The organism is Streptomyces actinomycinicus (genome assembly GCF_016741775.1).
Lineage (GTDB): Bacteria > Actinomycetota > Actinomycetes > Streptomycetales > Streptomycetaceae > Streptomyces > Streptomyces actinomycinicus.
In genome coordinates this window covers 186,226-211,704 of the sequence record NZ_JAERRK010000002.1, presented here as the reverse complement: position 1 = coordinate 211,704, position 25,479 = coordinate 186,226, and the positions used below count along the sequence as shown (strand labels likewise).

Genomic DNA, 25,479 nt, shown 5'->3' with positions numbered 1-25,479 from the left:
AGCAATTGATGTCCCTAGAGTCCGAGGCCGGCCTCGCGGGGGATGTGCTCCCCGGTGTGCTGAGCGAGTCCCTGCACGCCGAACTCGTCGCGTTCCGCCGCGACTTGCACATGCACCCAGAGCTGGGCAACCAGGAGTTCCGTACCACCGCCGCGATCAAGGAGCGGCTGGAGCGAGCAGGGCTCAGGCCCCGTGTGCTCGCCTCCGGGACCGGACTCATCTGTGACATCGGGCTCGCGGAGGGTGAGCAGCCGGCCGAACCGTTCCTCGCGCTGCGCGCCGACATCGACGCCCTGCCCATCCCGGACACCAAGACCGACTGCCCGTACCGGTCGACCGTGCCGGACCGGGCGCACGCGTGCGGTCACGACGTGCACACGACCGTCGTCCTCGGCGCCGGGCTCGTCCTCGCCGACCTGCACGCCAAGCGCCTGCTGCCCCGCCCGGTGCGACTGCTCTTCCAGCCCGCGGAGGAAGTGCTGCCCGGCGGGGCGCTCGGCGCCATCTCGGACGGAGCGCTCGACGGGGTCGGCCGGATCCTCGCCGCGCACTGCGACCCCAAGGTCGACGCGGGGAAGGTCGGACTGCGCCACGGCCCCATCACCAGCGCCTGCGACCGGCTGGAGATCACCCTGGACGGGCCCGGCGGGCACACCGCCCGTCCCCATCTGACCACCGACCTGGTCACCGCGGCCGCCCGCGTCGCCGTCGACGTCCCCGCGCTGGTCGCCCGGCGCGTCGACACCCGCGCCGGACTCGCCGTGACCTGGGGCCGGATCGAGTGCGGCCATGCCCCGAACGTCATTCCGCAGCACGCTGAGCTGTCCGGGACCATCCGCTGCCTGGACATCGACGCCTGGCGGGACGCGCCCGACGTCGTCCATGCGGCCATCGACGAGGTCGCCACCCTGCACCGCGCCAAGTCCGAGATCAACTACATGCGCGGGGTGCCGCCCGTCGTCAACGACCGGGAGTCCACCGAGCTGCTGCGCCGCGCCATGGTCGCGCGGCGTGGCATGAAGTCCGTCGAGAGCACCGAGCAGAGCCTGGGCGGCGAGGACTTCTCCTGGTACCTGGAGGACGTGCCCGGTGCGATGGCCCGTCTGGGGGTGCGCCGTCCGGGCGACCGTACTGTCCGCGACCTCCACCAGGGCGACTTCGACGCCGACGAACACGCGATCACGGTAGGCGTGGAGATGTTCACCGCGGCGGCCTTCCTGGACACCGGCGTGGCCCCCGGCTGAGCGGGGCGGCCCCTTCGGGGGCCGTTCCCCTGACCGGCGCAACAGGGATCCCAGCCATTCGCACACGGTCCGCGACAGCGCCGTGACAGGCCTGGGAGTCCGAGTTCAGAAGCTGTTTGCCTCGAATCGATAACGGCTTCGCGAGAGGGTTTTTTGCGACATCTACGCGCGTTACGATGCCGCGAAGCCGACGCCGAAGGGGCGTCCCGGCTCGAGCACTGACATGGTGCTCACATCAAGCGCCGACATGGCGCTCAGGTCAGGTGAAGGAGCCTTCCCGTGCGCCGGGTAGCCAAGCTTTCCGCTGCGTGTATCGCGTCCGCAGCACTCGCACTGACTGCCACTGCCTGTGGCAGCACCTCGTCCGACAACGACTCGGGCTCGTCCTCCTCGGGCGACGGCAAGGGCGTCAAGATCGGTCTCGCGTTCGACGTCGGCGGTCGTGGTGACCGCTCCTTCAACGACTCCGCCGCGCGCGGTGCCGACAAGGCCAAGAAGGAGTTCGGCGGCGAGATCAAGGAGCTGACCGCGAAGACCTCGGACACCGAGGCCGACCGCGAGCAGCGCCTGTCGGACCTGGCCGAGGCCGGCTACAACCCCGTCATCGGTGTCGGCTACGCCTACGCCGCCTCCATGACCAAGGTCGCCGCGAAGTACCCGAAGACGAGCTTCGGCATCGTCGACTCGGTCGTGAACGGCACCAACGTCGACAGCATCACCTTCACCGAGGAGCAGGGCTCCTACCTGGCCGGTGTCGCTGCCGCGCTGAAGACCAAGACGAAGCACGTCGGCTTCATCGGCGGCGTCGACGTTCCGCTGATCAAGAAGTTCGAGGCGGGCTACGTCCAGGGTGTCAAGGACACCAACCCGAAGATCAAGGTCGACACCCAGTACCTGAGCCACGGCTCGGACACCTCCGGCTTCGCCAGCCCCGACAAGGGCAAGGAGGCCGCGCAGGGCATGCTCGACAACGGCGCGGACGTCATCTACACCGCGGCCGGCTCCTCCGGCAACGGCGCGATCGAGGCCGTGGCCGGCAAGAAGGGCGCCTGGGCCATCGGCGTCGACTCGGACCAGTACAACATCCCGGGTCTCGCCAAGTACAAGAACGCGATCCTGACCTCGATGGTCAAGAACGTCGACGTCGGCGTCTACGACTTCGTCAAGTCCGTCCACGACGGCAAGCCGCTGAGCGGCACCAACAGCTACTCGCTGGCCAAGGACGGTGTGTCGCTGGCCACCAGCGGCGGCTTCATCGACGACCTCCAGAACAAGCTGGACGACGCGAAGAAGAAGATCATCGACGGCTCGATCAAGGTCAAGACCACCCCGTGACCTGACGGGTCCCGTCGGACCCCGGCTCGGCGCGGGGGCGCCTCTCGGAGCCCCCTCGCCGAGCCATAACAATGTGTCAACTCTACGCGTGTAGCACGGAGTTGCCGCGCTAGCGTCGCCGACGCCTGCCCCCTCCCCGCAGCCCCTTTCCCCGAGGAGAGTGCGCCATCAACGCGTCCAGCCCTCCCGCTGCCGTCGAACTGCGCGGCATCACCAAGCGTTTCCCCGGCGTCGTCGCCAACCGCGACATCGACATCACGGTCCGTACGGGCACCGTCCATGCCCTGTGCGGTGAGAACGGCGCCGGCAAGTCCACCCTGATGAAGATCCTCTACGGCATGCAGCAGCCGGACGAGGGCACCATCACCGTCAACGGCGAGCAGGTCGTCCTGCACAACCCCGGCGACGCCATCGCCCGCGGCATCGGCATGGTGCACCAGCACTTCATGCTCGCCGACAACCTCACCGTGCTGGAGAACGTCGTCCTCGGCGCGGAGAAGCTGCACGGCATCGGGGGCAAGGCCCGCGCCCGGATCAAGGAGATCTCGGACGCCTACAGCCTGAACATCCGGCCCGACGTCCTCGTCGAGGAACTGGGCGTCGCCGACCGCCAGCGCGTGGAGATCCTCAAGGTCCTCTACCGCGGCGCCAAGACCCTCATCCTCGACGAGCCGACCGCCGTGCTCGTGCCGCAGGAGGTCGACGCGCTCTTCGACAACCTGCGTGACCTCAAGGCCGAGGGCCTCACCGTCATCTTCATCTCCCACAAGCTGGGCGAGGTGCTCTCCGTCGCCGACGAGATCACCGTCATCCGGCGCGGCACCACCGTCGGCACCGTCGAGCCGCGGGGCACCACCCCCAAGCAGCTCGCCGAGCTGATGGTCGGCAGCGAGCTGCCCACGCCGGAGACGGAGGAGTCCACCGTCACGGACGTCCCGATGCTCCAGCTGGACGGTGTGCACCTGTCGCAGACCGACCTGGACGGCATCGAGCGGATCATCCTGGACGAGATCTCCTTCACCATCCACAAGGGCGAGGTCCTCGGCATCGCCGGCGTGGAGGGCAACGGCCAGTCCGAGCTGGTCGAGGCGATCATGGGCATGCGCCACCCGGACGCCGGCGTCGTCACGCTCGACGGCACCGACATCTCCCGCGTCGCCACCCGCGCCCGCCGCGAGGCCGGCATCGGCTACATCCCCGAGGACCGCCACCGCCACGGCCTGCTCCTGGAAGCGCCGCTGTGGGAGAACCGCATCCTCGGCCACGTCACCGAGAAGCCCAACTCGCGCGGCGGACTGCTCGACATCAAGGCGGCCCGCACCGACACCGAGCGGATCGTCGAGGCCTACGACGTCCGCACCCCCGGCATCGACGTGACCGCGGCCTCGCTGTCCGGCGGCAACCAGCAGAAGCTGATCGTCGGCCGCGAGATGAGCCACAACCCCAAGCTGCTCATCGCCGCCCACCCCACCCGTGGTGTGGACGTCGGCGCCCAGGCGGCCATCTGGGACTACATCCGCGAGGCCCGCCGCGAGGGCCTGGCGGTGCTGCTGATCTCCGCCGACCTGGACGAGCTGATCGGCCTCTCCGACACCCTGCGGGTGATGTACCGCGGCCGTCTGGTCGCCGACGCCGACCCCGCCACCATCACCCCCGAAGAGCTGGGCTCCGCCATGACGGGTGCGGCCACCGGCCACCTGGAGCACACAGAGGACGACGAGCGATGAAGAAGCTGACCTCACGGATCGACAAGGAGCGCCTGCTCCTCGGTATCGCCGCGCCGGTACTGGCGATCGTCGCCGCGCTCCTCGTCACCGCCCTGGTGATCCTCGCGACCGGCAAGAACCCCGGCGCCGCCTTCAGCGACATGACGACCTACGGCTTCGCCAGCGACAGCCAGGTCTACATCCTGAACAAGGCGACGACGTACTACCTCGCGGGTGTCGCGGTGGCCATCGGCTTCCGCATGAACCTGTTCAACATCGGTGTCGACGGCCAGTACCGGCTCGCCGCGTTCATGGCCGCCGTCCTCGGCGGCGCGCTGACCGTGCCCGGCTGGCTCGCCATCCCGCTGATCATCATCTGCGCCATGGCGACCGGCGCCCTGTGGGCGGCCATCGCCGGTGTCCTGAAGGTGACCCGGGGCGTCAGCGAGGTCATCGCGACCATCATGCTGAACTCGATCGCCACCGCGATCATCGGCTACCTGCTCCAGCCCGGCCGGCTCGGCGAGCTGCAGCAGGGCGGCACCCTGGTCTCCACCAAGCCGCTGCCGTCGTCCTCGCACTTCTTCAACATCGACACGGGCCCGGCCGGTGTCCTGGACGGCTTCATCATCGTCGCCGTGGTCGTCGGCCTCGCCTACTGGTTCGTGCTCGGCCGCACCCGGTTCGGCTTCGACCTGCGCACGGTCGGCCAGTCCGAGAGCGCCGCTTCGGCGAGCGGTGTGTCGGTGAAGAAGATGGTCGCCACCAGCATGATCATCTCTGGTGCCGTGGCCGGTCTGATCGGCATGCCCACGCTGCTGAACGAGAGCCACCAGTACGACAACAGCTTCCCCGCCGGTATCGGTTTCACCGGTATCGCCATCGCGCTGCTCGGCCGCAACAACCCGATCGGCATCGCGCTCGGTGCCCTGCTCTGGGGCTTCCTGGAGCGCACCACCAATCACCTTGAGTTCGAGGGCTACGACAAGGAGATCCTCGGCGTCATCCAGGGCGTCATCGTCCTGTGCGTCGTGATCGCCTACGAGGTCGTACGCCGCTACGGCCTGAAGCGCCAGCAGCAGAAGGTCGGCGCCGAACTCGCCGCCCAGGCCGCCGCGACGAAGAAGCAGGAGGTGGCGTCATGACCGCCACGATGACCGACGCGCCGCCGCCCGCGGCGCCCAAGGCGGGCAACGCGCCCCAGCGCTCGGGCCGCTCGGTCGGCCAGATCCTCATGATCGTCGCCGGCGCCCTGCTGCTCGTCGCAGCCGTCCGCATGATCACCGGCTCCAACCAGCTGGACTCGGCCGGCCAGGTCGCCGCCGCGCTCGGACTCGCCGTGCCGATCGGTCTCGCCGGTCTCGCCGGCCTCTGGTCGGAGCGGGCCGGCGTGGTCAACATCGGCCTCGAGGGCATGATGATCCTCGGCACCTTCGGCGCCGGCTGGATCGGCTGGCAGTCCAGCCCCTGGCTCGGCCTGCTGTGCGGCATCGGCTTCGGTGTCCTCGGCGGCCTCGTGCACGCCGTCGCCACCATCACCTTCGGCGTCGACCACATCGTCTCCGGTGTGGCGGTCAACCTCCTCGCGCTCGGTGCCACCCAGTACCTCGCCAAGCTGTTCTTCGCCGAGGGCAAGGCCTCGGAGGCGGGCGGCAACCCCAAGCAGTCCCCGCCCGCGGACTCGCTGCCCGACATCACGGTCCCCGGCCTCTCGGACGGCCTCGCGTCGATCGAGAAGCACCACTGGTTCCTGGTCTCCGACCTCGCCGGCATCATCGGCGGTCTGATCACCAACCTGTCCGTCGTGACGATCCTCGCCGTGCTGCTGTTCGTCGGCAGCTGGTGGCTGCTGTGGCGCACCCCGTTCGGCCTGCGGCTGCGCTCCTGCGGTGAGAACCCGACCGCCGCTGAGTCGCTCGGCGTCAACGTCTACCGGTACAAGTACGCGGCCGTGGCCGTCTCCGGCGGTCTCGCCGGCCTCGGCGGCGCCTTCCTCGCGCTGGTCACCTCGCACACCTACCTCGAGGGCCAGACCGGCGGCCGCGGTTACATCGGTCTCGCCGCCATGATCTTCGGCAACTGGCGCCCGGGCGGCCTGGCCATGGGCGCGGGCCTGTTCGGTTACTCCGACGCGCTCCAGCTCCGCAACGGCGGTGTCACCGTCCACGCCCTGCTCCTGCTGCTGGTCGTCCTGCTCGCGCTGCTCGCGGGCTGGAAGATGTACAAGAAGGCACACTGGCAGGGCGGGATCGCCCTCATGACGGCCGCACTGGTCCTGGTCTGGTACCTGTTCACCGACGAGGTCCCGAGCGACTTCGTGGGCGCCACCCCGTACGTCGTCACCCTGCTCGTGCTGTCGCTGTCCGCGCAGCGCCTGCGGATGCCGAAGGCGGACGGCATGCGCTACCGGAAGGGCCAGGGCAAGTGACTCAGGAAGCCGGCGGGTTCGACTGGGAGGCGCTCCGCGCCGAGGCGCGGGAAGCCATGTCCCACGCCTACGCCCCCTACTCGGGGTACCCGGTCGGCGTGGCGGCCCTGGTCGACGACGGACGCACGGTCACCGGCTGCAACGTCGAGAACGCCTCCTACGGGCTCGGCCTGTGCGCCGAGTGCGGGCTGGTCTCGCAGCTGCAGCGCACCGGCGGCGGCCGGCTGACGCACTTCACCTGCGTCGACGGCACCGGCGCCCTGCTGGTCCCGTGCGGCCGCTGCCGCCAGCTGCTCTACGAGTTCGGCGGCCCCGGCCTCCTCCTGGACACCCCCGCGGGCGTCCTCGCACTGTCGGAGATGCTGCCCCAGGCCTTCGGCCCGGACCATCTCACCAAGTAACGCCGTACGGCCCCCCTGCCCCGCTCGCAGGGGGGCCGCACACTTCGCACCTCCCGGAAGGAACCACACCAGCCATGGCCATGGACGCCATCTCCGTGATCCGCACCAAGCGGGACCGCGGCGAGCTGACCGACGAGCAGATCGACTGGGTCATCGACGCGTACACCCGCGGTGAGGTCGCCGACGAGCAGATGTCCTCGCTCGCCATGGCGATCCTGCTCAACGGCATGAACCGCCGGGAGATCGCCCGCTGGACCGCGGCCATGATCGCCTCCGGCGAGCGCATGGAGTTCTCGTCGCTGTCCCGCCCGACGGCCGACAAGCACTCCACCGGCGGCGTCGGCGACAAGATCACCCTTCCGCTGGCCCCCCTCGTCGCGGCCTGCGGCGCCGCCGTCCCGCAGCTCTCCGGCCGGGGCCTCGGCCACACCGGCGGCACCCTGGACAAGCTGGAGTCGATCCCCGGCTGGCGCGCGCTGCTGTCGAACGAGGAGATGCTGCACGTCCTCGACACCACCGGCGCGGTGATCTGTGCGGCGGGCGACGGCCTGGCCCCCGCGGACAAGAAGCTGTACGCCCTGCGCGACGTCACCGGCACGGTCGAGGCCATCCCGCTGATCGCCTCCTCGATCATGTCGAAGAAGATCGCCGAGGGCACGGGCTCGCTGGTCCTGGACGTGAAGGTCGGCACGGGCGCCTTCATGAAGACGATCGAGGACGCGCGCGAGCTGGCGTCCACGATGGTCGGCCTCGGCACGGACCACGGTGTGAAGACGGTCGCGCTCCTGACGGACATGTCGACCCCGCTCGGCCTGACGGCGGGCAACGCCCTCGAGGTCCGCGAGTCCGTCGAGGTCCTCGCGGGCGGCGGCCCCGCGGACGTCGTCGAGCTGACGATCGCCCTGGCCCGCGAGATGCTCGACGCGGCCGGCGTCAGGGACGCCGACCCGGCGAAGGCGCTGGCCGACGGCTCGGCGATGGACGTCTGGCGGCGGATGATCGCGGCCCAGGGCGGCGACCCGGACGCCGAGCTGCCCACGTCGAAGGAGCAGCACGTCATCAAGGCGCCGTCCTCCGGTGTCCTGACCCGCCTCGACGCCTACGACATCGGTGTCGCCGCCTGGCGTCTGGGCGCCGGCCGCGCCCGCAAGGAGGACCCGGTGCAGGCGGCGGCGGGCGTCGAGATGCACGCCAAGCCGGGCGACACGGTCACCGCGGGCCAGCCCCTCCTCACCCTGCACACCGACACCCCCGAGCGCTTCGACTACGCGCTCCAGGCGGTGCAGGGTTCCTACGACATCGCGGCCCCGGGCACGGACTTCCAGGCCACGCCGGTGGTGCGGGAACGTATCGCCTGACCTGCGGAAACTCCTTTCGGGTGAACGGGACCGGTGGACCTCCACCGGTCCCGTTCGGCATGCTGGGACCGGTGACGCACCGATAGGAGACCGCCGTGAGCGCACTCACGGTCAGCCAGGAACCCCACCAGAACTGGGACGACCTCGTCCGGTACTGGGAGGACATGGAATGGCCCGAGGGCAGCAAGGTGGAGATCATCGAGGGGATCATCACCGTGTCACCTGCTCCCGCGTTCCGCCACAACGTCATCGCGGCCCGCATCCAGCGTCGCCTCTACTCGGTGATCCCCGAGGACTGGGAGATCTTCCAGACCCTGGCGGTCTCCGTGCCCTCTCGGTTGGGCATGTTCATCTCGGATCTGGTGGTCGCTCCCGTACCGGAACACCCGGAATCCGACTCCCACATCCCCGCCGCCCTCGCCGAACTCGTCGTCGAGGTCACCTCCAGGTCCAACGCGAGCCACGACCGGGTCAGCAAGCCCGCCGCGTACGCCACCGCCGGCATCCCGCTCTACCTCCTGGTCGATCGCTGGGCACCCGGGGGCCCCACCGCGACCCTCTACGGAGAGCCGAAGGGTGACGTCTACCGCGTCCTGAGCGGGGTGAAGTTCGGCGACGCCATCAAGCTGCCCGAGCCGTTCGGGATCACCCTCGACACCGGAGAGTTCCCCGTCGGCTGAACCCGGTCTCACCCCAGCACCGCCGCCACCCCCACCAGCACCGGCACCGACACCACCGTGGAGAGCAGGACCGACTCGCGGGCCAGGGATTCGGCGACGCGGTAGCGGCTCGCGTAGGTGAAGAGGTTCTGGGCGCCCGGGAGGGCCGCGGTCACCACCACGTCCAGCAGCGTGGCCCCGTGCAGGCCGAAGACCTCCCTCGCCAGCAGCCAGGCCGTCAACGGCTGCCCCAGGGACTTCAGCGCGACGGACAGCAGGACCGGCAGCCGGTCCGCGCCCCGGCCCGGAACCGGTTCGCCGTGCAGGGACATGCCGAAGGCCAGCAGCGCCGCCGGCACGGACATCGCACCCATCAGGGCGAGCGGGTTCATGACCGGGCCCGGAAGCTGCCAGCCCGCCGCCGCCACCACGGCACCGGACAGGGAACCGACCGCTATCGGATTCCGCAGCGGTGTCAGCAGCATCCGTCCCACCGAGCCCTTCCCGCCCCCTCCGGACAGGTCCAGGACCGTGAGGGCGACCGGCGTGACCAGCACGACCTGGAAGAGCAGCACCGGCGCCACCAGGGACGCGTCACCCAGGACGTACGCGGCGATCGGGATGCCGAGGTTGCCCGAGTTGACGTATCCGGAGCACAGCGCGCCGATCGTCGTACGACCCACCCCCCAGCGCCGCAGCACACCGACCGTCACGAAGACGCCGGCCACGGCGGCCGTACTGAGCGCCGTCACGAGCAGACGGGCGGAGAACAGCACCGACAGGTCGGCGCGCGCGAGGGTCGTGAAGAGGAGCGCCGGTCCGGCCACCGTGAACGCCAGCCGGGTCAGCACCTCACCACCCTGCGCGCCGAGCGTCCCACGGCGCCCCAGGACATAACCCACCCCGATGACGACCGCGATCACCGCGAACCCGCTCAGTACCCCCACCACAGGGCCCACCCTCGGGCGGGAAAGAGGCGCAGGTCAATGTGATGTCGATCGTGCTGCCGGCGGCGGCGGGCCGGCCGCGATGAGTTGTGCCCGCTCCGCCGGTCTACCGCACGTGGATACCGAGAACCCCGCCGTGCTCATGCTGCCCGGTCCCGTCAGCCGTGACCGGGTCACGGACCTGTGCGCCGAGCTGCGGGAGTTGCTGGAGAACGGTGGGGCGGGGGTGGTCGTGTGTGACGTGGGCGGGCTGGGGCCGCCGGGGCTGGCGGCCGTGGACCTGCTCGCCCGGCTGGAGCTGACCGCCCGCCGGGCCGGCGGGCGGATCCGGCTGCGGGACCCCGGTCCCGCGCTACTGGCCCTTCTGCACCTCGTCGGCCTTCGCTTCCAGGTGGAGGGGCAGGTCGAAGAGCGGGAACCAGCGCTGGGTGTCGAGGAAGAAGTGGAACCCGGTCAGCCGGCCGTCTGAGATCTCCAGGACCTGGATGGACCAGGGGCTGTAGCCGCCGGTGTCAGGGTCGGGCTTGTACTGGGCGAAGCCGGGCAGGCCGTTCACCCGGACCGGGAGCAGCCGCGAGCCCTCGCAGGCGGAGCCGATGGTGGTCATGAAGCCGGCGATGTCGTCGTGGCCGGTCAGCCACAGGTCGAACGGCGGCATCGTCATGATGGCGTCCTCGTGGAGGAGCGCCGTGAGCGCCGTCATGTCGTACCCCTCGAAGGCCGCGACGTACCGCTCGAGGAGCTTCTGCTGCTCCGCGTCGAGCGGGTCGGAGACCTCCGCGCGGGCGCCGGACTGCTCCCGCTGGGCCAGCGTGGCCCGGGCCCGCTGCAGCGCGCTGTTGACCGACGCGACCGTGGTCTCCAGCAGCTCGGCGACCTCGCTCGCCTTCCAGGCCAGCACCTCACGCAGGATCAGCACGGCCCGCTGCTTGGGCGGCAGTTGCTGCAGGGCCGCCATGAACGCGAGCCGCACGGACTCCTTGGCGACCGCGGCCTCCGCGGGATCCTCCACCGCCGGCAGCACGCGCGCGTCCGGCATCGGCTCCAGCCAGGTGTTGTCCGGGCGCGGTGAGAGCGCCGCCCGGGCCAGCGGGGTCGACTCCGTCAGGTCCATCGGCCGCGCCCGCTTGTTGCCCGCCGCCAGCATGTCCAGGCACACGTTCGTCGCGATCCGGTACAGCCACGAGCGCAGGGAGGACCGGCCCTCGAACTTCTCGTAGCTGCGCCAGGCCCGCACCAGCGTGTCCTGCACCGCGTCCTCGGCCTCGAAGGAGGAACCGAGCATCCGGTAGCAGTACCCGGTCAGCTCGGTCCGGTGCTTCTCCAGTGCGACGTCCAGATCTGCCGTCGCCGTGCTGTCGCCCATCGTCCACCCACCCCTGCGGCCGTTCCCCGGCGCTCCGTCACGCCACTTGGGAAGCTACCGCAGAGGACTGACAATGGCCCCCGGAGTTCATGAACGTGCAGGTGAGAAGGGGGCGCGCGTCAGTGTGCGCCCACCGGCTCCCGTCGGGCCGCGACCCGGGCCGCCCGCGAACCGAGGACCGTGACGGCGACGACGCCGAGGACCGCCAGGAGACCGACGCCGACCGTGCCGGTCCAGCCGTTCGCGTGGAAGGCCAGCGCACCGACCGTACTGCCCACGCTGGAGCCGACGTAGTACGCGGACTGGTACAGCGCCGAGGCCTGGGCCCGGCCGTGGGTGGCGGTCCTGCTGACCGCCGACGAGGCCACCGCGTGCCCGGCGAAGAAGCCCGCCGTGATCAGCACCAGGCCCAGCAGGACCAGCGGGAGGGAACCGGCCAGGGACAGCAGCAGGCCCGCCGCCGTCGTACCGCCCGCCAGGTACAGCGCGCCCCGGCGGCCGAACCGGCCGACGAGCCGGCCCGCGGTGGACGCCGAGACCGTACCCACCAGGTAGACCAGGAAGATCGAGCCCACGATGCCCTGCGGCAGTCCGAACGGCTCGGCCGTCAGCCGGTACCCGATCACCGTGTACACGCCGCCGAACACGGTCATGAACAGCGCGCCGATCACGTACAGGCGGCGCAGCAGCGGGTCGGACAGGTGGTCGCGGACCGTGCCGAGCAGCACCCGCGGGCGCAGGGAACCGGCCTTGAAGTGCCGCGGCGCCGGCAGCAGCAGCCGGAAGGCCACGGCGCAGGCGACGGCGAGCACGCCGATCACGCCGACCGAGATACGCCAGCCCCACTCCTGCGCGACCCAGCCGGTGATCACCCGGCCGCTCATCCCGCCGACGCTGTTGCCCGCCACGAACAGACCGATCGCCGTGACCAGTGCCTTCGGCCGTACCTCCTCGGCCAGGTACGCCGTCGCCGAGGCCGGGAGCCCGGCCAGCGCGGCGCCCTGCACCGCCCGCAGCACCACCAGTGCGCCGAGCGACGGCGCGAAGGGCACCAGCATCCCGACCGTGACGGCGACGGCCAGGGAGGCCGTCATCACCGTACGGCGGCCGAAGCGCTCCGACAGGGCGCTCATCGGCAGGACGAACAGGGCCAGCCCGCCGGTCGCGGCCGCCACCGTCCAGCTCGCCTCGCTCGCCGCGACCCCGAACTCCCCGGAGATCAGCGGCAGCAGCGCCTGGGTGGAGTACAGGAGGGCGAAGGTGGCGACTCCGGCGAGGAAGAGGGCGAAGCTCATCCGGCGGTAGCCGGGGCCGCCCGGAGTCATACGGGTGTCGGAGCCGGGAGCAGGGACGGAGGGAACGGCGCCCACGACGGTGGACGCCCCGGTACTGGCGGGAGACATGCTTCGACCGTAGGGACGACACCTCTCATCCGTCCAATGCATGGAATCGCCATAATCGTTCCCATGGAGCATCAGCAGAGGTCACGGGCGCGACTGTCACCGTCCGGTGACACAGAAGACATGAGCGAGATGTCGCGGCTGCTCGCGCCCCGCCTCGCGTACTTCGCCGGCGTCGCCCGTACGGAGCACGTCACCCGGGCCGCGCTGGAGATGAACGTCCCGCAGTCCACGCTGTCCCGGGCGATGGCCCGCCTGGAACAGGACCTGGGCGTCGACCTGTTCGCCCGCCACGGCCGTACGGTCTCGCTGACCACCGCCGGCCGTACCTTCCTCGCCTCCGTCGAGCGGGCCCTGGCGGAGATCGAGCGCGCCGCCGAGGAGGTCCGCGCGGACGCCGACCCGGCCACCGGCAAGGTCGCCTTCGGCTTCCTGCACACCATGGGCGCCGAGACCGTACCCGGTCTGCTGCACGCCTTCCGCGCCGACCACCCGCGCGTCCGCTTCAGCCTGGTCCAGAACTACGGCGAGGCGATGCTGGAGCGGCTCCGGGCCGGCGAACTGGACCTCTGCCTCACCTCGCCGGTCCCCGACGCCCCCGACCTGGTCGCCCGCCGCCTGGACGAGCAGAAGCTCCGCCTGGTGGTCCCCGCCGACCACCGGCTGGCCGCCCGGCGCCGCGTTCGGCTGGCCGAGGCGGCCGAGGAGACCTTCGTGACCCTGGAACCCGGCTACGGCCTGCGGCGGATCACCGACGCCCTGTGCCGCGAGGTCGGCTTCAAGCCGCGCATCGCCTTCGAGGGCGAGGAGGCGGAGACGCTCAGGGGTCTGGTGGCGGCCGGCCTGGGGGTCGCCCTGCTGCCGCCGCCGACCGTGCCCCGCCCGGGGGTGGTGGAGCTGACGGTCACCGCCCCGCGGGCGGTCCGCGAGATCGGCGTGGCCTGGCTGGCGGACCGCCCGGACACCCCGCCGGTGGCGGCCTTCAAGAAGTTCCTGCTCTCCAGGAGGGGCAACCTGCTCCCCGCCTGAGGGACGGCCGCGGACGACCCCGGACCACCGGCGTCCCCGGCCCCGCGGCAGCTCCCGTGCCGCATCCCTTCAGGGGCCTGCCGGACCCCACGGCAACGCCGGCCCTACCGCTTCAGGGACCTCCTGAACCCCACGGCAACCCCGGCCCTACCGCTTCAGGGACCTCCCGAACCCCGCGGCCAGCGGCATCCGGAGACCGATCGGCGGCGGTGCGGCCAGTGCGTCCTCCACCGGGCGGGACACGGAGTGCCCGAACAGCGCACCCATCACGAAGTCGGAGGCGAGGCACAGCACTTCCTCCCGGTACCCGTTCAACCCGTGTCCGTCGGAGTGCACTTCGAACCGGCACACCTCCCGGTTCGCCTTCTTCGCCCGGGCGGCGAACCGGAACGACAGCTCGGGATCGGTGCGCTCGTCGTTCGTGCCGTGCACGATCAGCACCCGGCGCCCGGAGAGCTGCCGCACCGGCTCCGCGGGCGCGGCCACGTCCTCCTCGGGCAGCCAGGGCGCCAGCGCGACCACGGAGTTGACGGCTCCGTGGCCGCCGGCCCGGAGCGCCGCGCGCCCGCCCATGTCGATCCCGGCCAGGCAGACGGGCACGTCCCCGTAACGTCGCACGACCTCGTCGGCGGCCCACTCCGCGTCCGCCGCCAGATGTGCCTCACTGCCGTTCCAGCCCCGGTAGCGGTAGCGGACGGGATGGACGGCGAGTCCTTCCCCGCGGCCCGCGCGGGCGAACGCGCGGCCCAGGGAGCGGATGAGCGTCATCGCCCGGACGGGGGAGGGGCGGCGGGCCGAGTTCTCCTCACCGCCGGGGAGCAGCAGCACCGCTCCGCTCACCGACATCGGCTCGGGGCCGACTGCCTTCCCCAGCCCGGCCGTTCGGACCGGCGTCGCTTGCTGTCCCATGACAGAACAGTGTCAGAAGGCGCGGTGTACGAAACCCGTACGCGCGGTCACCGTTGCGTATCGACGGAAAAGTGCCGGGAATCAGCTCACGCGTACACCGGGCTCTCTACGCGCGTAGGAGTTAGAGTGCGGAGATGACGAGCCAGACTCCGCCGACGGGGGCCGTCCCGGCGCACGTTCCGACGCCGGACCAGATCCGCCGGGCGCCCAAGGTAGTGCTGCACGATCATCTCGACGGCGGGCTCCGCCCGGGTACCGTCGTCGACCTCGCCCGCGACACGGGCTATGCCGGCCTTCCCGAGACCGACCCCGACAAGCTGGGCATCTGGTTCCACGAGGCCGCCGACTCCGGTTCGCTGGAACGGTACCTGGAGACCTTCCGGCACACCGTCGGGGTGATGCAGACCCGGGACGCCCTGATCCGGGTCGCCCGCGAGTGCGCCGAGGACCTCGCCGAGGACGGGGTCGTCTACGCCGAGGTGCGCTACGCCCCCGAACAGCACCTCGAGGCGGGGCTGACCCTGGAAGAGGTCGTCGAAGCCGTCAACGAGGGCTTCCGGCAGGGCGAGCGGCTCGCCCGGGAGAACGGCCGGCGCATCCGGGTCGGCGCCCTGCTGACCGCCATGCGGCACGCGGCCCGCTCCCTGGAGATCGCCGAACTCGCCAACCGGCACCGGGACTCCGGCGTGGTCGGCTTCGACATCGCCGGTGCGGAGGCCGGCTACCCGCCCACCCGGCACCTGGACGCGTTCGAGTACCTCAAGCGCGAGAACAACCACTTCACCATCCACGCCGGCGAGGCCTTCGGGCTGCCGTCCATCTGGCAGGCGCTGCAGTGGTGCGGCGCCGACCGGCTCGGGCACGGGGTGCGGATCATCGACGACATCGAGGTCCGGGAGGACGGCTCGGTCGCCCTCGGCCGGCTCGCCTCCTACGTGCGGGACAAGCGGATCCCGTTGGAGCTGTGCCCCAGCTCCAACCTGCAGACCGGGGCCGCGACCTCGTACGCCGAGCACCCGATCGGGCTGCTGCGCCGGCTGCACTTCCGGGCCACCGTGAACACCGACAACCGGCTGATGTCGCACACCACCATGAGCCGCGAATTCGAGCACCTCGTCGAGGCATTCGGTTACACGCTCGACGACATGCAGTGGTTCTCCGTCAATGCGATGAAATCAGCGTTCATTCCTTTCGATGAACGACTCGCGATGATCAATGACGTGATCAAGCCCGGATATGCCGAGCTGAAATCCGAATGGCTGTTCCGGCAGACCGCCTCCACCAGCGGTTCTGTGGAGAACGTGGTGTAGTCACTCGTTGCCGAATGACACGGAATGCGGACGCGCTTTCACAAGGCGTCCGCATTTCGGTGTTTGCGAGGGGCGGCCCGGGATGTTTACGGTCGTGGACCGCTCAGATCGTTTGTGATCACCCGTCTCCGGATCCAAGGACGCATTCACGATGAAGCAGTCTGCTGCCAAGACCCTCGGTGTCGCCGCCCTCGGTGCCGCCATCGCCGCCGCCGGCGCGGGCGCGGCCGACGCGGCCCCCGCCAACACGGACGCCGGCAAGACCCTGAACACCGTCACCAAGACGCTGCCGCCCGAGCAGGTCGTCGAGGCGCTGCCCGACAGCGGTGCGCTGAAGACGGTCAAGCCCGTGGCCGCGCGCGGCGTCACCGCCGCGACGCCGGCCGTCGGCAAGGGTGTGTCCGCCGCGCAGCCTGTCGCCGAGAGCGTCGTCGCCGAGGGCCCGACCAAGCCCGTCGCCGGTCTGCTCGGCGGGATGCCGGTGAAGGGCCTGCCCACGCACGGCGCGCCGATCAACGGGATCCCGGTCGGCTGAGACCCGCTCCCCCGAACGACGCCTACGGGGCGCTCCGGTGTGTCCGGAAGCGCCCCGTCGGTGTGTGTGGAGCCGGGCTCACCAGGCGGTGGGGGCCTTGTCCTCCGCCGGCAGCAGCACCCACAGCGCTATGTAGAGCAGGAACTGCGGGCCCGGCAGCAGGCAGGACAGCAGGAAGATCACCCGCATCGTCGTCGCGGAGGTGCCGAAGCGGCGGGCCAGTGCGGCGCACACTCCGCCGATCATGCGGCCGTGGGTGGGGCGGGCAAGGGCGGTCATGTGGGTTCCTCCGTGGTCGTCGGCCCGGCTCCGGGCCGCTGACGGGGTCGCCCGAGTGGCGTCCCCAGCTGTTTTCCAGCGTAGGGAGACGAACGGGACGAAGCGTCGATCTACGGAGCGATCCCGACCCTGGGAATCGTCGGGGTACGTCCCTGAGACAGCGCCTCCTGGACGGTGACCTGCTGCTCGGCCGCGCCCGACTCCCGGGCCTCCCGCCGCCGCAGCCAGGCCCGGCCGGCCGGTACGACGGCCAGGTGGGCCACGATGACGCCCAGCGTGTTCAGCAGCAACGAGTCGACGTCCACGACCCGGCCCGGTACGCCGGTCTGCAACAGGGCGATGCCCAGGGAGATCAGGGTGCCCGCCGCGGCCGTCCGGACCAGGGAGGCCGGCGTGGAGACGGCGAGCCGGCCGTGTGCCATCGGCAGCAGGACGCCCAGCGGAGCGAGCAGCGCGAGGCCCTCGCCGAGGGGTCTGACGGCCTGCGGCCAGCCCAGCGCGAGGTCGGCACGGATGCCGGCCAGTGGATGCACGTTCGGGGGCATCACCCAGGGGACGTCCAGGGGGCGCAGCATCAGCCAGGCGACAAGGGCCAGATGCGCGACGAGGAGGACACCCCCTGTCACCCGGATGCGGATCGCGGCGCTGCCGCGGATGGAGCCTTGACGCTGCACGAACCCCTAGACGCGAAGGGCGGGCGGATTGGTTCCGCCACGGAAACGTTTCAGCGCGGTAGCCCTGTGCTGGTGCTGGTGCTGGTGCTGGTGCTGGTGCTGGTGCTGGTGCTGGTGCCGGCGCTGGTGCCGGCGCTGGTGCCGGCGCTGGTGCCGGCGTGCGTGCCGCTGTGCCGCCGCTACGCGGCCGGGACGTCGCTGGACGGCGGCTGGGTGGACCCGGGGCGTTCCCGGACCTCGTCCGTGCACTCGTAGCGGCGCAGCGGCGCAGCGCCGGGGCCGCCCAGGATCACCGAGCCGTCGCCCTCGGCAGCCGCCGAGTCGGACAACGTGCACACCAGCTGGGCCAGCGCGTAGGAGGTGAGCCGCGCCGGCGCCGTGCTCAGCCGGAGCGCCTCCTCGGGGTCCTTCGGGCCGGGCCCGGTCACGTTCATGCCGCCCGGCACGTACGTCGTGTAGCGGGCGTCCTTCTCCGCCGCCGACGGCGACGCGGCGAGCTGGTCCAGCAGCCCCTGCGCCACGATCACCCGGCGCTGGGCGTCGGGGGTGCCCTCCGGGACCCGTACCGTCCGGTCGACCGCGACCAGGGACGCCCCGCACAGCAGGAACACCTGCACCGGCACGCCGTGCGAGGACTGCGTGGACAGGTCGGGCCCGGCCAGCGAGCACGGCACCCGGGACGGCGCCGCCCCGAAGTCGGTCGGCACCTCGGTGGGCCGGATGCCGCAGCCGGTGAGCAGCGCCGCGAGGAGGGGCAGCGCCAGCAGGCGTCGTACGGTCATGACCCCTCCTCTCCTGGTCTGTGCTGGTCGGTCTTGGTGTCCCTGCCGCCCTCGCCGTTCTCCTCGGTCAGTTCCGAGGCGTCCCGCGGCAGCCGCAGCGTGAACACCGCTCCGCCCTCCGGGGAGTTGGCCGCGGTGATCTCGCCGCCGTGGATGTGGGCGTTCTCCAGGGCGATGGACAGTCCGAGTCCGCTGCCCTCGGAGCGCGGCCGGGAGGCGCTCGCCTTGTAGAAGCGGTCGAAGACGTGCGGCAGGACGTCCTCCGGGATGCCCGGCCCGTGGTCGCGGACCTGGATCACCACCGAGTCGTCCGCCTGCCGCACCGACACCCGTACCGGTGACCCGCCGTGCTTGAGCGCGTTGCCGATCAGGTTGGCGAGGATGACGTCCAGGCGACGCGGGTCGAGGCGGGCGTGCAGGCCGCGCTCGACGTCCAGCTCGACCGCGTCCAGCCAGGCGCGGGCGTCGATGCAGGCGGTGATCTGATCGGCGACGTCGACGTCGTCCAGGACCAGCCGGGCGGTGCCCGCGTCGAAGCGGGTGACCTCCATCAGGTTCTCGACCAGGTCGTTCAGCCGCCGGGTCTCGCTGACCACCAGCCGTACGGCGGGCTCGATCATCGGGTCCATGCTCCCGGTCTCCGCCTCCAGCTCCTCCTCCAGCACTTCCGTGACGGCGGTGATGGCGGTGAGCGGAGTGCGCAGCTCATGGGACATGTCGGCGACGAACCGGCGGGACGCGTCGTCCCGGGCGGCCATCTCCGCGACCCGCTGCTCCAGTGCCTCGGCGGCGTTGTTGAAGGTCCGCGACAGGTCCGCGAGTTCGTCGGTGCCGGACACCTGCAGCCGGGTGTCCAGCTTGCCCTCGCCGAGGCGACGTGCGGCCACGCCGAGCCGGTGCACCGGTTTCAGCACGGTGGTGGCGGCGGCCTGCGCGAGCAGCGCGGCACCGATCAGCGCGAGCCCGGTGGCGATGCCGAGCGACCAGGCCAGCGAGTTGAGGTCCTTGGCCTCCGGCTCGAGCGACTTCGCCATGTAGCCGGTGGGACCGCCGCCGATCACCCGGGTGCCGGCCACCAGATACGGCGTGCCGTCCTCGGTGACCCGCTGCCAGTACAGGTGGTACGGCTCCTTGTTGGTGTCGCTCACCTCCTGGCGCCTGGTCACGGCCGCGCGCAGCGTCTTCGGCACGTCCTCCAGCGCGAAGCCGTTGATGCCGCCCGAGTTGCCGTACACCGTCTTGCCGTCCGCGTCCTGGGCGACCAGCAGCACGCTGAACCGCTGGCTGCTGGCGGCCATCTGGCTCGCCGCGCGCTGCAGCTGGTCCTGCGTGGGGTGCTCCGGCAGCGCGCCCGCGCGGTTCTGCATCTCCTGCCGGAAGTCGCGCAGCACCGCGTCCTGGGCGCGGGTGAGCACGGCCTCCCGGTTGAGCCAGTAGGCGATGCCCGACGCCGACACCGCGGCGGTGAGCGCGACCAGTCCGAAGACCAGCACCAGTCGCAGCCGGAGGCTGGTGAACCGCAGCCGCGACAGACTTCCCCTGCGCCCCGCGCTCCAGCCGCGAAGCCCCCCTTGCGTATCGGTCACTGAGGCGTGTCCAGGCGGTAGCCGACACCACGGACGGTACGGATGAGGGTGGGGGACGAGGGCACGTCCTCCACCTTGGCCCGCAGCCGCTGCACACACGCGTCCACCAGGCGGGAGTCACCCAGATAGTCGTGCTCCCAGACCAGCCGCAGCAGCTGCTGCCGGGACAGCGCCTGACCGGGCCGCCGGCTCAGCTCCAGCAGCAGCCGCAGTTCGGTCGGGGTCAGCTGGAGATCCTCGCCGTTCTTCGTGACGGTCATGGCCGACCGGTCGATGACGAGGCTGCCGAAGGTCGCCGAGTCGCTGGACTCGCGTTCCCCGCGCCGCAGCACGGCCCGGATCCGGGCGTCGAGCACCCGGCCCTGCACCGGCTTGACGACGTAGTCGTCGGCGCCGGACTCCAGTCCGACCACGACGTCGATGTCGTCGCTGCGCGCGGTCAGCAGGATGATCGGCAACTGGTCCGTGCGCCGGATGCGCCGGCACACCTCGAACCCGTCGATGCCGGGCAGCATGACGTCCAGGACGATCAGGTCCGGCCGCTGCTCGCGCAGCAGCTTCAGACCGTCCTCGCCGCTGGCAGCGGTGGCCACCCGGTGTCCCTGGCGCGTCAGGGAGAGCTCCAGGGCCGTACGGATGGCGTCGTCGTCCTCGATCAGCAACAGGGAAGGCACGCGCACATTCTGGCCCATGGACGGGCCGTCGTACGACCTGCGGGCACCATGCCTTCCGAAGCGCGACCACCTGTGCGCAATCTGTGACGAGCCTGGGCGGAACCCCTGTGACAGGTCTGTGACAGTCGACGGACACGGCCATGAAGTCACCCCGGCAGTCTTTTGGTCACGGGCCGGACGGGAAGCCGGGACCGGCCCGGCAAGACCGAATCACCGGAAGTCCACGACGGGGAGCGCGAGATGAACACGCTGCACAGCATCAGCACCAGCGCAGTGGTCACGCGTCTGCACGACGTGCACCGGGGTTCCGAGAAGTCCGGTGCCGTGAGCGGGCGGGGGTGCGCTCGCGGCACCGGGCGTCAGCACACCGCCTACATGACGGTGGTTGACACGCACACGGGGGAATCGCACGGGGGAACCGCGTACAGGGAGGACTCGGGGGAGCAGCGCCGTTCGCTGACGGAGGCGGAGTTCACCGCCTACGTCCAGGAGCGCCGCGCCTCCCTGTACGCCACCGCCTACCACCTGACCGGCGACCGGTTCGAGGCCGAGGACCTGCTGCAGAGCGCGCTGTTCTCGACGTACCGGGCGTGGGAGCGGATCAGCGACAAGGCCGCGGTCGGCGGATACCTGCGCCGCACCATGACCAACCTGCACATCAGCGCCTGGCGGCGCCGCAAGCTCAACGAGTACCCGACCGAGGAACTGCCGGAGACGCCCGGTGAGACGGACGCGATGCGCGGCACCGAGCTGCGCGCCGTCCTGTGGCAGGCGCTCACCCGGCTGCCCGAACTCCAGCGCACCATGCTGGTCCTGCGCTACTACGAGGGCCGCACGGACCCGGAGATCGCCGACATCCTCGGCATCAGTGTCGGCACGGTGAAGTCCAGCATCTGGCGGTCGCTCCGCCGGCTGCGCGAGGACGAGGTCCTCAGCTTCGGCCGTGACGAGGAGAACGCCTTCGGCGAACTGGTCGCCTGAGGGCAGGGGTCACCGGGGGGTGACCCGGGGGGTACGGGGGAGGAACGGGGACCACTGGGGGGTGGGCCCACGGGGGAAACACGGGGGAGCACAGAGGAACGGGACTGGTGGGCCGGGGGGTCCAACCAGTCCCGTTTCGCGTTCTACGAGTCACGTCACGTTCTGCGGCATCACGTCGCGTTTTACGAGTGACGTCGCGTTCTGCTGTGTCACGTCGTGTTCTGCGGCGTCACGCCACCGTCTGCCGGCTCGGCTGCCGGCCCGCCGCTGCCGCCGCCAGCCGGCCCAGCGCCTCGTCCCGGTCGCAGGCGTGCGCACCCAGGGACACCTGACGGGCGACGATCGAGCGCTCCGCCCGCATCAGCCGCCAGCCGCGGCGCAGCAGGAACGGCACCGACTTGCGGCCCTCCTGGAGATCCCGCAGGAAGCGCCGCCGGAACGTGGTGACCGGCCCGCGGGTCAGGCACAGTGCGTCCGCGAGCAGCCCACGCTCCCGGCAGCGCTCGACGATCTCCGCGGCGAAGATGCCCTCCGCGATGAACACCGGGCTACGGCCGATGTGCAGCGACTCGCTGCCGGTACGGGCGCTCAGCGCGAGGTCGTACACCGGGACCGGCGTCGACCCCGTGGCGCACAGCCGGGCGATGGCCTCGACCGCGACGTCCGCGTCCCAGGACTCCGGGTGGTCCCAGTCGATGTCCGAACTCCCCTCCACCAGAGGCAGAGTGGGGTCGTCGGCCTCCTTGTAGAAGTCGTCCAGGCGCAGCACGGGCAGCCCGGAGCGGGCGGCGACGAGGGACTTGCCCGAGCCCGAGGGGCCGCAGAGCAGCACGACGCGGGCGGGGGACGGGGGATGAAGGCTCACGGAACACCAGTTTGACGTATGGCGAGCGCCCTGCCGACCCTGCGGGTCGGCTTTTGAGCGTGAGTCTCACCTCAACTACCCTGTGTGCCGTTCTCATTACCCTGCGCACCAGAAGGTGGCACCAGCGATGGCCCGACACACCTCTCACCAGCCGACCGCGCAGCGCGCCCTGATCGCCCTGGCAGCCGCCGGAGCGGCTCTGGGCGCGGGGGCGGCGACGGCGTCCGCCGACTCGCTCCCCGGCGTGGGCGTGAACTACCGGCCCGTGGACCCCGGCAACATCGACCCGGAGGCAGGCGCACGCGCCATGACGGGCATGGTCGGCTACGTCACCGGCCCGGTCGCCGGCCTCAAGCCCAACCCGCTGGCGGGCACGGGCGTGGACCCGCTGGACAACGGCGTCGGCACCCAGCTGGCCGACTTCCAGCCGGTCGGCTCCCAGACGGTGACCCGCCCCCTGGCCCAGGCGCCGTCGATCGGCAGCATGCCGGTGACGGGGCAGGTCCTGGGGGCCGTGGGGCACTGACGGCGTCCCCGTGGGGGCGCGGGGGTGCGTCCGATGTGCGGCCGGGCCGCGCGGCCGCGACCGGCCGTGGACGATCCGCGGTGAGCCGCCGGGCCGCGACCGGCCGTGGACGATCCGGGCCGGCGGCCGGCCGCACTCCCCGTGCCCCCTCCAGGGTCAGTACGAGGAGCCGGACGCGCCCAGCGAACCCGTCGGGTGCCAGACCGTCTTCGTCTCCAGGAACGCCGTCATCCGGTCGATCCCCGGCGTCTCGGAGTAGTCCACAGCCTGTGGACGCAGGACGCGCTTGAGGTTGTCGGCCGCCGCGATCTCCAGCTCCTTCGCCAGCGCCTCGTCGGCGCCCGCGAGGTCGATCGCGTTGACGTCCTGGTGCGCGGCCAGCGGCGCGGCGATCTCCGCCGTACGGCCGGACAGGACGTTGACGACACCGCCCGGGACGTCGGAGGTGGCCAGTACCTCGCCCAGGGACAGGGCGGGCAGCGGGGCCTTCTCGGAGGCGATGACCACCGCCGTGTTGCCGGTGGCGATCACCGGGGCGACGACCGAGACCAGGCCGAGGAAGGACGACTCCTGCGGGGCCAGCACGGCGACCACACCGGTCGGCTCGGGCGAGGACAGGTTGAAGTACGGGCCCGCCACCGGGTTGGCCCCGCCGATCACCTGGGCGATCTTGTCGGTCCAGCCCGCGTACCAGACCCAGCGGTCGACGGTCGCGTCCACGACGGCCGCGGCCTTCGCCTTGGACAGGCCCTCCGCCTCGGCCACCTCGCGCACGAACTGCTCGCGGCGGCCCTCCAGCATCTCCGCGACGCGGTAGAGGACCTGGCCACGGTTGTACGCCGTCGCACCGGACCAGCCGCCGAACGCCTTGCGCGCGGCCACGACCGCGTCCCGGGCGTCCTTGCGGGAGGAGAGGGGAGCGTTCGCCAGCCAGTTGCCCTTGGAGTCGCTCACCTCGTACACCCGGCCGCTCTCGGAACGCGGGAACTTCCCGCCGACGTACAGCTTGTAGGTCTTGAAGACAGACAGGCGATCAGACATCGAGGTATGCCTCCAGGCCGTGGCGGCCGCCCTCGCGGCCGAAGCCCGACTCCTTGTAACCGCCGAACGGCGAGGTCGGGTCGAACTTGTTGAACGTGTTGGACCAGACGACACCGGCGCGCAGCTTGTTCGCGACGGCCAGGATCCGCGAGCCCTTCTCGGTCCAGATGCCCGCCGACAGCCCGTACTGGGTGTTGTTCGCCTTGGCGACCGCCTCGTCCGGCGTGCGGAAGGTGAGGACCGACAGCACCGGGCCGAAGATCTCGTCACGGGCGACCGTGTGCGCCTGGGTGACGTTCGTGAACAGCGTCGGCGCGAACCAGTAACCGGACGACGGCAGTTCGCAGGCCGGGGACCAGCGCTCGGCGCCCTCCGCCTCGCCCCGCTCGGCCAGCGCGGTGATCCGGGCCAGCTGCTCGGCCGAGTTGATCGCACCGATGTCGGTGTTCTTGTCCAGCGGGTCGCCGAGGCGCAGCGTGGACAGGCGGCGCTTGAGGGAGTCCAGCAGCTCGTCCTGGACCGACTCCTGGACGAGGAGACGGGAGCCCGCGCAGCAGACCTGGCCCTGGTTGAAGAAGATGCCGTTCACGATGCCCTCGACGGCCTGGTCGACCGGGGCGTCGTCGAAGACGATGTTGGCGCCCTTGCCGCCCAGCTCGAGGGTGAGCTTCTTCTTCGTGCCCGCGACCGTGCGGGCGATCTCCTTGCCGACGGCCGTGGAGCCCGTGAAGGCGACCTTGTTCACGTCCGGGTGCGCGACGAGCGCGGCACCCGCGTCGCCGTAGCCCGGGAGGATGTTGACGACACCCTTGGGCAGGCCGGCCTGACGGCAGATGTCGGCGAAGAAGAGCGCCGACAGCGGGGTCGTCTCGGCCGGCTTCAGGACCACCGTGTTGCCGGTGGCGAGAGCCGGGGCGATCTTCCACGCCAGCATGAGGAGGGGGAAGTTCCAGGGAATGACCTGGCCGGCCACGCCCAGCGGCTTCGGCGCGGGGCCGAACCCGGCGTGGTCGAGCTTGTCCGCCCAGCCCGCGTAGTAGAAGAAGTGGGCCGCGACCAGCGGGAGGTCCGCATCGCGGGTCTCCTTGATCGGCTTGCCGTTGTCCAGCGTCTCCAGGACGGCCAGCTCGCGGCTGCGCTCCTGGACGATGCGGGCGATGCGGAACAGGTACTTGGCGCGTTCGGAGCCGGGCAGCGCCGACCACGTCCCGAAGGCCTTGCGGGCCGCCTTCACCGCGCGGTCGACGTCCTCGGTGCCGGCCTGGGCGACCTCGGAGAGGACCTCCTCGGTGGACGGCGAGATGCTCTTGAACACCTTGCCGTCGGCCGCCTCCACGAACTCGCCGTCGATGAAGAGGCCGTAGGAGGGGGCGATGTCGACGACGGAGCGGGACTCGGGCGCCGGGGCGTACTCGAATGCGGAAGACCGCTTCTCGATGGTCAT

27 protein-coding genes are annotated in these 25,479 nt (G+C 71.1%); 15 read left to right on the top strand and 12 right to left on the bottom strand.

The features are described from left to right. Positions 1-8 precede the first annotated feature (8 nt). From JK359_RS04980 to JK359_RS04945, 8 genes are all read left to right on the top strand, one after another. Positions 9-1,244, top strand: a complete 1,236-nt coding sequence (locus JK359_RS04980; protein ID WP_201832010.1) for an amidohydrolase — start codon at positions 9-11, stop codon at positions 1,242-1,244. Positions 1,245-1,523: 279 nt separating this feature from the next. Beyond that, positions 1,524-2,579, top strand: coding sequence for a BMP family lipoprotein (locus JK359_RS04975; protein WP_201832009.1), 1,056 nt, complete (start codon positions 1,524-1,526; stop codon positions 2,577-2,579). Between the two features lie 200 nt (positions 2,580-2,779). Continuing rightward, a complete protein-coding gene (locus JK359_RS04970; RefSeq protein ID WP_201832760.1) occupies positions 2,780-4,306 on the top strand; it encodes an ABC transporter ATP-binding protein in 1,527 nt (508 codons plus the stop codon). Beyond that, positions 4,303-5,430 carry an ABC transporter permease gene (locus JK359_RS04965; protein WP_201832008.1) on the top strand — a complete coding sequence of 376 codons (1,128 nt, stop codon included), beginning with the start codon at positions 4,303-4,305 and terminating at the stop codon, positions 5,428-5,430. The genes JK359_RS04970 and JK359_RS04965 overlap by 4 nt, the downstream gene beginning before the upstream one ends. Next, positions 5,427-6,713, top strand: coding sequence for an ABC transporter permease (locus JK359_RS04960; RefSeq protein ID WP_201832007.1), 1,287 nt, complete (start codon positions 5,427-5,429; stop codon positions 6,711-6,713). The genes JK359_RS04965 and JK359_RS04960 overlap by 4 nt, the downstream gene beginning before the upstream one ends. After that, positions 6,710-7,114, top strand: coding sequence for a cytidine deaminase (locus JK359_RS04955; protein ID WP_201832006.1), 405 nt, complete (start codon positions 6,710-6,712; stop codon positions 7,112-7,114). Before JK359_RS04960 ends, JK359_RS04955 begins: the two co-directional genes overlap by 4 nt. Before the next feature lie 74 nt (positions 7,115-7,188). Next, positions 7,189-8,472 carry a thymidine phosphorylase gene (locus JK359_RS04950; protein ID WP_201832003.1) on the top strand — a complete coding sequence of 428 codons (1,284 nt, stop codon included), beginning with the start codon at positions 7,189-7,191 and terminating at the stop codon, positions 8,470-8,472. A 95-nt stretch (positions 8,473-8,567) separates the two neighbouring features. Then, positions 8,568-9,152 carry a Uma2 family endonuclease gene (locus JK359_RS04945; protein WP_201832002.1) on the top strand — a complete coding sequence of 195 codons (585 nt, stop codon included), beginning with the start codon at positions 8,568-8,570 and terminating at the stop codon, positions 9,150-9,152. 8 nt (positions 9,153-9,160) lie between these two features. Here the strand turns inward: JK359_RS04945 and JK359_RS04940 are convergent, their stop codons facing one another. Next, complete coding sequence (locus JK359_RS04940; RefSeq protein WP_201832001.1) at positions 9,161-10,081, bottom strand: AEC family transporter; 921 nt, start codon at positions 10,079-10,081, stop codon at positions 9,161-9,163. 79 nt (positions 10,082-10,160) lie between these two features. Here JK359_RS04940 and JK359_RS04935 point away from each other — a divergent pair, with 79 nt between their 5' ends. After that, positions 10,161-10,547 carry an STAS domain-containing protein gene (locus tag JK359_RS04935; protein WP_201831999.1) on the top strand — a complete coding sequence of 129 codons (387 nt, stop codon included), beginning with the start codon at positions 10,161-10,163 and terminating at the stop codon, positions 10,545-10,547. On the opposite strand, the gene JK359_RS04930 is transcribed toward JK359_RS04935, so the two are convergent. Both JK359_RS04930 and JK359_RS04925 read right to left on the bottom strand, forming a co-directional pair. Beyond that, positions 10,431-11,444 carry a sigma-70 family RNA polymerase sigma factor gene (locus tag JK359_RS04930; protein WP_201831997.1) on the bottom strand — a complete coding sequence of 338 codons (1,014 nt, stop codon included), beginning with the start codon at positions 11,442-11,444 and terminating at the stop codon, positions 10,431-10,433. The two genes, JK359_RS04935 and JK359_RS04930, sit on opposite strands and share 117 nt — an antisense overlap. 119 nt (positions 11,445-11,563) lie before the next feature. Continuing rightward, entirely contained in the window at positions 11,564-12,847 is a 1,284-nt protein-coding gene (locus JK359_RS04925) for an MFS transporter (protein ID WP_201831995.1), read from the bottom strand. 63 nt (positions 12,848-12,910) lie between these two features. Here JK359_RS04925 and JK359_RS04920 point away from each other — a divergent pair, with 63 nt between their 5' ends. Then, positions 12,911-13,873 (top strand): LysR family transcriptional regulator, encoded by a 963-nt coding sequence (locus JK359_RS04920; RefSeq protein WP_201831993.1) that lies wholly within the window; start codon positions 12,911-12,913, stop codon positions 13,871-13,873. Between the two features lie 147 nt (positions 13,874-14,020). Here the strand turns inward: JK359_RS04920 and JK359_RS04915 are convergent, their stop codons facing one another. Further along, positions 14,021-14,782, bottom strand: coding sequence for an alpha/beta hydrolase (locus JK359_RS04915; RefSeq protein ID WP_201831991.1), 762 nt, complete (start codon positions 14,780-14,782; stop codon positions 14,021-14,023). Between the two features lie 134 nt (positions 14,783-14,916). Between JK359_RS04915 and JK359_RS04910 the strand changes: the two genes are divergently transcribed. Together JK359_RS04910 and JK359_RS04905 are read left to right on the top strand one after the other, a co-directional pair. After that, the gene (locus JK359_RS04910) at positions 14,917-16,092 is read left to right on the top strand and encodes an adenosine deaminase (RefSeq protein ID WP_201831989.1); all 1,176 of its coding nucleotides are present in this window, start codon (positions 14,917-14,919) and stop codon (positions 16,090-16,092) included. A 151-nt stretch (positions 16,093-16,243) separates the two neighbouring features. Further along, entirely contained in the window at positions 16,244-16,627 is a 384-nt protein-coding gene (locus JK359_RS04905; RefSeq protein WP_201831987.1) for an ATP-binding protein, read from the top strand. A 78-nt stretch (positions 16,628-16,705) separates the two neighbouring features. Here JK359_RS04905 and JK359_RS04900 read toward each other — a convergent pair whose 3' ends face one another. Both JK359_RS04900 and JK359_RS39775 read right to left on the bottom strand, forming a co-directional pair. Continuing rightward, positions 16,706-16,906, bottom strand: a complete 201-nt coding sequence (locus tag JK359_RS04900) for a PspC domain-containing protein (RefSeq protein WP_201831985.1) — start codon at positions 16,904-16,906, stop codon at positions 16,706-16,708. A gap of 110 nt (positions 16,907-17,016) precedes the next feature. Further along, positions 17,017-17,580 (bottom strand): VanZ family protein, encoded by a 564-nt coding sequence (locus JK359_RS39775; protein WP_201831983.1) that lies wholly within the window; start codon positions 17,578-17,580, stop codon positions 17,017-17,019. Between JK359_RS39775 and JK359_RS04890 the strand changes: the two genes are divergently transcribed. After that, positions 17,569-17,835 carry a hypothetical protein gene (locus tag JK359_RS04890; RefSeq protein WP_201831981.1) on the top strand — a complete coding sequence of 89 codons (267 nt, stop codon included), beginning with the start codon at positions 17,569-17,571 and terminating at the stop codon, positions 17,833-17,835. The genes JK359_RS39775 and JK359_RS04890 overlap by 12 nt on opposite strands. On the opposite strand, the gene JK359_RS04885 is transcribed toward JK359_RS04890, so the two are convergent. Genes JK359_RS04885 through afsQ1 form a run of 3 tightly spaced genes read right to left on the bottom strand, consistent with a single transcriptional unit; the run spans position 17,760 to position 20,622 of the window. Further along, a complete protein-coding gene (locus tag JK359_RS04885) occupies positions 17,760-18,362 on the bottom strand; it encodes a hypothetical protein (RefSeq protein ID WP_201831979.1) in 603 nt (200 codons plus the stop codon). The genes JK359_RS04890 and JK359_RS04885 overlap by 76 nt on opposite strands. Then, entirely contained in the window at positions 18,359-19,948 is a 1,590-nt protein-coding gene (locus tag JK359_RS04880; protein WP_201831977.1) for an ATP-binding protein, read from the bottom strand. The genes JK359_RS04885 and JK359_RS04880 overlap by 4 nt, the downstream gene beginning before the upstream one ends. After that, positions 19,945-20,622 carry a two-component system response regulator AfsQ1 gene (gene afsQ1, locus JK359_RS04875; protein WP_190012869.1) on the bottom strand — a complete coding sequence of 226 codons (678 nt, stop codon included), beginning with the start codon at positions 20,620-20,622 and terminating at the stop codon, positions 19,945-19,947. Before afsQ1 ends, JK359_RS04880 begins: the two co-directional genes overlap by 4 nt. Before the next feature lie 240 nt (positions 20,623-20,862). On the opposite strand from afsQ1, the gene JK359_RS04870 reads away from it, so the two are divergent. Next, positions 20,863-21,603, top strand: coding sequence for a SigE family RNA polymerase sigma factor (locus JK359_RS04870; protein WP_201831975.1), 741 nt, complete (start codon positions 20,863-20,865; stop codon positions 21,601-21,603). A 229-nt stretch (positions 21,604-21,832) separates the two neighbouring features. On the opposite strand, the gene JK359_RS04865 is transcribed toward JK359_RS04870, so the two are convergent. Next, positions 21,833-22,468, bottom strand: a complete 636-nt coding sequence (locus JK359_RS04865) for a uridine kinase family protein (RefSeq protein ID WP_307787966.1) — start codon at positions 22,466-22,468, stop codon at positions 21,833-21,835. Positions 22,469-22,595: 127 nt separating this feature from the next. Here JK359_RS04865 and JK359_RS04860 point away from each other — a divergent pair, with 127 nt between their 5' ends. Further along, positions 22,596-22,994 carry a hypothetical protein gene (locus JK359_RS04860; protein WP_201831973.1) on the top strand — a complete coding sequence of 133 codons (399 nt, stop codon included), beginning with the start codon at positions 22,596-22,598 and terminating at the stop codon, positions 22,992-22,994. A gap of 156 nt (positions 22,995-23,150) precedes the next feature. Here JK359_RS04860 and JK359_RS04855 read toward each other — a convergent pair whose 3' ends face one another. Both JK359_RS04855 and JK359_RS04850 read right to left on the bottom strand, forming a co-directional pair. Further along, entirely contained in the window at positions 23,151-24,035 is an 885-nt protein-coding gene (locus JK359_RS04855; RefSeq protein ID WP_201831971.1) for an aldehyde dehydrogenase family protein, read from the bottom strand. Continuing rightward, a complete protein-coding gene (locus JK359_RS04850; RefSeq protein ID WP_201831969.1) occupies positions 24,028-25,479 on the bottom strand; it encodes an aldehyde dehydrogenase family protein in 1,452 nt (483 codons plus the stop codon). Before JK359_RS04850 ends, JK359_RS04855 begins: the two co-directional genes overlap by 8 nt.

Excerpts from the sequence above, each read along its gene's own strand:
- JK359_RS04870 (WP_201831975.1), top strand. The coding sequence starts at position 20,863 with ATGAACACGCTGCACAGCATCAGCACCAGCGCAGTGGTCACGCGTCTG.
- JK359_RS04900 (WP_201831985.1), bottom strand. The coding sequence starts at position 16,906 with ATGACCGCCCTTGCCCGCCCCACCCACGGCCGCATGATCGGCGGAGTG.
- JK359_RS04860 (WP_201831973.1), top strand. The coding sequence starts at position 22,596 with ATGGCCCGACACACCTCTCACCAGCCGACCGCGCAGCGCGCCCTGATC.
- JK359_RS04950 (WP_201832003.1), top strand. The coding sequence starts at position 7,189 with ATGGCCATGGACGCCATCTCCGTGATCCGCACCAAGCGGGACCGCGGC.
- JK359_RS04930 (WP_201831997.1), bottom strand. The coding sequence starts at position 11,444 with ATGGGCGACAGCACGGCGACGGCAGATCTGGACGTCGCACTGGAGAAG.
- JK359_RS04905 (WP_201831987.1), top strand. The coding sequence starts at position 16,244 with ATGAAGCAGTCTGCTGCCAAGACCCTCGGTGTCGCCGCCCTCGGTGCC.
- JK359_RS04920 (WP_201831993.1), top strand. The coding sequence starts at position 12,911 with ATGGAGCATCAGCAGAGGTCACGGGCGCGACTGTCACCGTCCGGTGAC.
- JK359_RS04885 (WP_201831979.1), bottom strand. The coding sequence starts at position 18,362 with ATGACCGTACGACGCCTGCTGGCGCTGCCCCTCCTCGCGGCGCTGCTC.
- JK359_RS04910 (WP_201831989.1), top strand. The coding sequence starts at position 14,917 with ATGACGAGCCAGACTCCGCCGACGGGGGCCGTCCCGGCGCACGTTCCG.
- JK359_RS04850 (WP_201831969.1), bottom strand. The coding sequence starts at position 25,479 with ATGACCATCGAGAAGCGGTCTTCCGCATTCGAGTACGCCCCGGCGCCC.
- JK359_RS04960 (WP_201832007.1), top strand. The coding sequence starts at position 5,427 with ATGACCGCCACGATGACCGACGCGCCGCCGCCCGCGGCGCCCAAGGCG.
- JK359_RS04925 (WP_201831995.1), bottom strand. The coding sequence starts at position 12,847 with ATGTCTCCCGCCAGTACCGGGGCGTCCACCGTCGTGGGCGCCGTTCCC.
- JK359_RS04915 (WP_201831991.1), bottom strand. The coding sequence starts at position 14,782 with ATGGGACAGCAAGCGACGCCGGTCCGAACGGCCGGGCTGGGGAAGGCA.
- JK359_RS04965 (WP_201832008.1), top strand. The coding sequence starts at position 4,303 with ATGAAGAAGCTGACCTCACGGATCGACAAGGAGCGCCTGCTCCTCGGT.
- JK359_RS04855 (WP_201831971.1), bottom strand. The coding sequence starts at position 24,035 with ATGTCTGATCGCCTGTCTGTCTTCAAGACCTACAAGCTGTACGTCGGC.
- JK359_RS04980 (WP_201832010.1), top strand. The coding sequence starts at position 9 with ATGTCCCTAGAGTCCGAGGCCGGCCTCGCGGGGGATGTGCTCCCCGGT.
- JK359_RS04935 (WP_201831999.1), top strand. The coding sequence starts at position 10,161 with ATGAGTTGTGCCCGCTCCGCCGGTCTACCGCACGTGGATACCGAGAAC.